7 protein-coding genes and 1 pseudogene are annotated in these 4,542 nt (G+C 68.4%); all 8 read left to right on the forward strand.

The genetic code is table 11. The features are described from left to right. Window positions 1-214, forward strand: a pseudogene (gene tuf / locus VJS38_RS10015) (elongation factor Tu); the annotation flags it as partial. A 157-nt stretch (window positions 215-371) separates the two neighbouring features. Next, the gene (locus VJS38_RS10020; RefSeq protein WP_324088007.1) at window positions 372-1,214 is read left to right on the forward strand and encodes a GIN domain-containing protein; all 843 of its coding nucleotides are present in this window, start codon (window positions 372-374) and stop codon (window positions 1,212-1,214) included. A 307-nt stretch (window positions 1,215-1,521) separates the two neighbouring features. Next, on the forward strand, window positions 1,522-1,830 hold the full coding sequence (gene rpsJ / locus VJS38_RS10025; protein ID WP_012521787.1) for a 30S ribosomal protein S10: 309 nt from the start codon (window positions 1,522-1,524) through the stop codon (window positions 1,828-1,830). Window positions 1,831-1,843: 13 nt separating this feature from the next. Next, complete coding sequence (gene rplC / locus VJS38_RS10030) at window positions 1,844-2,605, forward strand: 50S ribosomal protein L3 (protein WP_324088008.1); 762 nt, start codon at window positions 1,844-1,846, stop codon at window positions 2,603-2,605. Then, on the forward strand, window positions 2,605-3,243 hold the full coding sequence (gene rplD, locus VJS38_RS10035; protein ID WP_324088009.1) for a 50S ribosomal protein L4: 639 nt from the start codon (window positions 2,605-2,607) through the stop codon (window positions 3,241-3,243). Before rplC ends, rplD begins: the two co-directional genes overlap by 1 nt. Further along, complete coding sequence (locus VJS38_RS10040) at window positions 3,243-3,545, forward strand: 50S ribosomal protein L23 (protein ID WP_324088010.1); 303 nt, start codon at window positions 3,243-3,245, stop codon at window positions 3,543-3,545. The genes rplD and VJS38_RS10040 overlap by 1 nt, the downstream gene beginning before the upstream one ends. Window positions 3,546-3,549: 4 nt before the next feature. Beyond that, window positions 3,550-4,386: a 50S ribosomal protein L2 gene (gene rplB, locus VJS38_RS10045; protein ID WP_324088011.1), complete on the forward strand. Its 837-nt coding sequence runs from the start codon at window positions 3,550-3,552 to the stop codon at window positions 4,384-4,386. Window positions 4,387-4,389: 3 nt separating this feature from the next. Next, window positions 4,390-4,542 (forward strand): ribosomal protein S19 family protein (locus VJS38_RS10050; RefSeq protein WP_324088012.1); only part of this gene is annotated, 153 nt, incomplete at its 3' end.

Below are 4,542 nucleotides of genomic sequence, written 5' to 3' on the forward strand. Positions count from 1 at the left end.
CACCAACTACCGCCCGCAGTTCTACTTCCGCACGACCGACGTGACCGGGATCGTGAAGCTGAAGGAAGGGGTGGAGATGGTGATGCCCGGCGACAACGTCGAGCTGAACATCGAGCTGATCACCCCGATCGCCATGGACCAGGGCCTGCGCTTCGCCATCCGCGAAGGCGGCCGTACGGTCGGCTCCGGCGTCGTCTCGAAGATCACCAAGTAAGCGGCGCGGGCGAAAGCCCGCCAAGCGCAAAGCTTGAAGAAGGCCGTCGGGATCCCTCCCGGCGGCCTTTTTCTTGGGAGCCGTGGACGGCAATTTAAGCTGCTTCCGTCACGCGCCCGCACTAGCGTTGGCGAGTCGGGGCAGGGGAGGAGACCGGATGCGTCTGATCGCGCTTCTGACGAGCGCCGCCGTGAGCTTCCTGGTCCCGCCGGCGCACGGCGCGCCCGCCACGCCGGCCGTCGAGATCAAGGACGCCGTCGCCCAGGTCACGATCATTCCGGAAAACCGCCCGGACCTGAGGGTCGAAGTGGTCAGCCAGAACCGCCGGCTGCCGCTGAAGGTCAAGCAACTGCGCAACCGCACGGTGATCGACGGCGGCCTGGGCGGCAGCAAGATCCGCGGCTGCCGCGGCGCCGGCGCCGACGTCGTGGTGCGCGTCGCGGGCCTCGGCGACGTCCCGCTCAGAGACATGCCGCACATCATCGTTCACGCCCCGCGCGACGTCGACGTCAGCGCCGGCGGCGCGGTGTTCGGCTCCGTCGACCGGGCGCGCAACGTCACCCTGGGCGCCGCCGGCTGCGGCGACTGGGTCGTCGCCAATGTCGAGCAGCACCTGAAGATCAACCTCGCCGGCTCGGCTGACGCCCGCGCCGGCACGGCGGGCCTGGCCACGCTTCGCGTCGCGGGCTCCGGCGACATCGCTACCGCCGATGTCCGCGGCCGCCTCGACGTCGACGTCGCCGGCTCCGGCAACGTGCGGGTGAAGTCGATGTCAGGGCCGCTGGACGTCCATGTCGCCGGCGCCGGCGACGTGACCATCCTCGGCGGCCGGGCGAGCGCCATGACCGTGTCGCTCGCCGGCTCGGGCAATGTGCTGTTCGGCGGCGTGGCCGACACCTTGACCGCGCGCATCGCCGGCTCCGGCGACGTGCGCGCGCGCCAGGTGCGGGGCCAGGTGCGCAAGACCGTCATGGGCTCGGGCGCGGTTCGCATCGGCTGACGCCCGAAACCTTGGGCTTCGGAGGCTTCGCGGCCTTGACGAAGCCGAGTCGGATAGGTAGTAACGCGCCTCCTGTTGGGCCGGCTGTGCGCTCCGAAGTGATTTGGACGCAGACGCGGTTCGCAGAACGACCTGGGACAGTGCTTACAAGCTAGCGTACCGGGATGGCCCACGCCGAGAGGCGCGCGGGCCAAAGTCGTTTGTGCGGACTTTCGCGTACGGGCTCCTCGCAAGAGGGGTTCGGGCTGGTCTTTGAAATGGTCGAGATCACGCGGGCGGACCGCCTGTAGGGAAACTGAAGAGCGATATGGATCGTCAGAACATCCGCATCCGGCTCAAGGCCTTCGATCACCGCGTGCTGGACCATTCCACCCGCGAGATCGTGAACACGGCCAAGAGGACGGGCGCCACCGTGCGCGGGCCCATCCCGCTGCCGACGCGCATCGAGAAATTCACCGTCAACCGCTCGCCGCACATCGACAAGAAGTCGCGCGAGCAGTTCGAAATTCGCACGCACAAGCGCGTGCTCGACATCGTCGACCCCACCCCGCAGACCGTGGACGCGCTGATGAAGCTCGACCTGTCCGCCGGCGTGGACGTCGAGATCAAGCTCTAAGGGGATCGGTCCGATGCGTACCGGCGTGATCGCCAAAAAGCTGGGCATGGCGCGCTTCTTCGACGAAGCCGGCAGCCATGTGCCGGTGACCGTGCTCAGCCTCGAAGGCTGCCAGGTCGTCTCCCACCGCACCAAGGAAAAGGACGGCTATGTCGCCCTCCAGCTCGGCGCGGGCGCGAAGAAGGCCAAGAACACCTCCAAGGCCCTGCGCGGCCACTTCGCCAAGGGCGAGGTGGAGCCGAAGCGCACGGTCGCCGAGTTCCGCGTGTCCGAGGACAACCTGATCGACGTGGGCGCGGTGTTCACCGCCGACCACTTCGTTCCGGGCCAGAAGGTCGACATCACCGGCGTCACCGTCGGCAAGGGCTTCGCCGGCGCCATGAAGCGCTGGAACTTCGGCGGCCTGCGCGCCACCCACGGCGTGTCCGTCTCGCACCGCTCGCACGGTTCGACCGGCAACCGCCAGGACCCGGGCCGCACCTTCCCAGGCAAGAAGATGGCCGGCCACTACGGCCAGGAGACCGTCACCACGCTCAACCTGACCGTCTGGCGCATCGACGCCGAGCGCGGGCTGATCCTGGTGCGGGGCGCCGTCCCGGGCGCCGAAGGCACGTTCGTGAAGATCCGCGACGCGGTGAAGTCGGCGCTGCCGGCCGAGGCCCCGAAGCCGGGCGCCTTCCGCACCGCCGGCCAGCCCGCCGCCGCTGAGAGCGACTCCGCGGCCGCGCCGGTCGAAGCCGAAGTTGAGGCTCCGGAAGCTGGGGACCAAGCCTAATGAAACTCGACGTCATCAAGCTCGACGGCGGGAAGGGCGGCTCGATCGAGCTCCCCGACGCGATCTTCGGCATCGAAGAGATCCGCGGCGACATCCTGCAGCGCTGCGTCACCTGGCAGCTCGCCAAGCGTCGCGCCGGCACGCACAAGATCCAGGTCCGTAACGAGGTCTCTCGCACGGGCAAGAAGATGTACAAGCAGAAGGGCACCGGCGGCGCCCGTCACGGCTCGCGCCGGGCGGCCCAGTTCGTCGGCGGCGCCAAGGCCCACGGGCCGGTCGTGCGCAGCCACGCCTTCGACCTTCCCAAGAAGGTCCGGGCGCTGGCGCTGAAGCACGCCCTGTCGTCGAAGGCCAAGAGCGGCGCGCTGATCGTCCTGGACGAGGCCAAGCCCGCCGAAGCCAAGACCGCTTCGCTGCGCGCCAGCCTCCAGAAGATCGGCATCACCAACGCGCTGGTCATCGCCGGCGTCGAGGTCGACACGAACCTGAAGCTCGCCGCGCGGAACATCCCGAACGTCGACGTGCTGCCGAACGCCGGCCTGAACGTCTACGACGTGCTGCGCCGCCAGACGCTGGTCCTGACCAAGGACGCGGTCGAGGCGATCCAGCAGCGCTTCCAGATTGAGGAGGCCGCGTAATGGCCCTCGAGCCTACCGTTCGTCACTACGACACCATCCTGTCGCCGGTGATCACCGAGAAGGCCACCCTGCTCTCCGAGCAGAACAAGGTGGTCTTCCAGGTCGCCGCCGACGCTTCGAAGGACGAGATCGCTGCGGCGGTCGAAGCGCTGTTCAAGGTCAACGTGACCAAGGTCAACACCCTCAACGTGAAGGGCAAGACCAAGCGCTTCCGCGGCATCCTCGGCCGCCGTTCCGACGTCAAGAAAGCGATCGTGACTCTGGCCGAAGGCCAGTCGATCGACATCACCACGGGGCTCTGATCCGATGGCCTTGAAGCAATACAACCCGACTTCGCCCGGCCGGCGTCAGCTGGTGCTGGTCGACAAGTCCGAGCTCCACAAGGGCCGCCCGGAAAAGTCCCTCGTCGAGGGCCTGACCAAGACCGGCGGCCGTGGCGGCGGCGGACGGGTGGCCGTGCGCTTCCGTGGCGGCGGCGCCAAGCGCCTGTACCGCAAGATCGACTTCAAGCGTCGCAAGTTCGACGTCGTCGGCACGGTCGAGCGCCTGGAGTACGACCCCAACCGGTCGGCCTTCATCGCGCTGATCCGCTACGCCGACGGCGAGCTGGCCTACATCCTGGCGCCGCAGCGCCTGAAGGCCGGCGACACGATCGTGGCCTCGGAAAAGGCCGACGTGAAGCCGGGCAACGCCATGCCGCTGCGCGGCATGCCGATCGGCACCATCATCCACAACGTCGAGCTGAAGCCGCTGAAGGGCGGTCAGATCGCCCGCTCGGCCGGCGCCTACGCTCAGCTGGTCGGCCGCGACGCCGGCTACGCGCAGGTCCGCCTGAACTCGGGCGAGCTGCGGATGGTGCCGGACAGCTGCATGGGCACCGTCGGCGCCGTGTCGAACCCGGACCACATGAACGAGGTCATGGGCAAGGCCGGCCGCAACCGGCACAAGGGCCGCCGTCCGCACGTGCGCGGCGTGGCCATGAACCCGGTCGACCACCCGCACGGCGGCGGTGAAGGCAAGACCTCGGGCGGCCGTCACCCGGTCACCCCGTGGGGCCAGCCGACCAAGGGGCGCAAGACCCGCACCAACAAGGCGACGGACAAGTTCATCATCCGCTCGCGTCACGCCAGGAAGGCTCGCTAAGGCATGACCCGCTCTGTCTGGAAAGGTCCGTTCGTCGACGGATACCTGCTCAAGAAGGCCGAGGCCGCTGCGTCCTCGGGCCGCAAGGACGTGATCAAGACCTGGTCGCGCCGCTCCACCATCATGCCGCAGTTCGTGGGCCTCACGTTCGGCGTG

Source organism: Phenylobacterium sp. (assembly GCF_035276905.1).
GTDB lineage: Bacteria > Pseudomonadota > Alphaproteobacteria > Caulobacterales > Caulobacteraceae > Phenylobacterium.

What these genes read in the sequence shown, in the direction of transcription:
- VJS38_RS10020 (WP_324088007.1), top strand. Translation starts at nt 372, where the DNA reads ATGCGTCTGATCGCGCTTCTGACGAGCGCCGCCGTGAGCTTCCTGGTC.
- rpsJ (WP_012521787.1), top strand. Translation starts at nt 1,522, where the DNA reads ATGGATCGTCAGAACATCCGCATCCGGCTCAAGGCCTTCGATCACCGC.
- rplC (WP_324088008.1), top strand. Translation starts at nt 1,844, where the DNA reads ATGCGTACCGGCGTGATCGCCAAAAAGCTGGGCATGGCGCGCTTCTTC.
- rplD (WP_324088009.1), top strand. Translation starts at nt 2,605, where the DNA reads ATGAAACTCGACGTCATCAAGCTCGACGGCGGGAAGGGCGGCTCGATC.
- VJS38_RS10040 (WP_324088010.1), top strand. Translation starts at nt 3,243, where the DNA reads ATGGCCCTCGAGCCTACCGTTCGTCACTACGACACCATCCTGTCGCCG.
- rplB (WP_324088011.1), top strand. Translation starts at nt 3,550, where the DNA reads ATGGCCTTGAAGCAATACAACCCGACTTCGCCCGGCCGGCGTCAGCTG.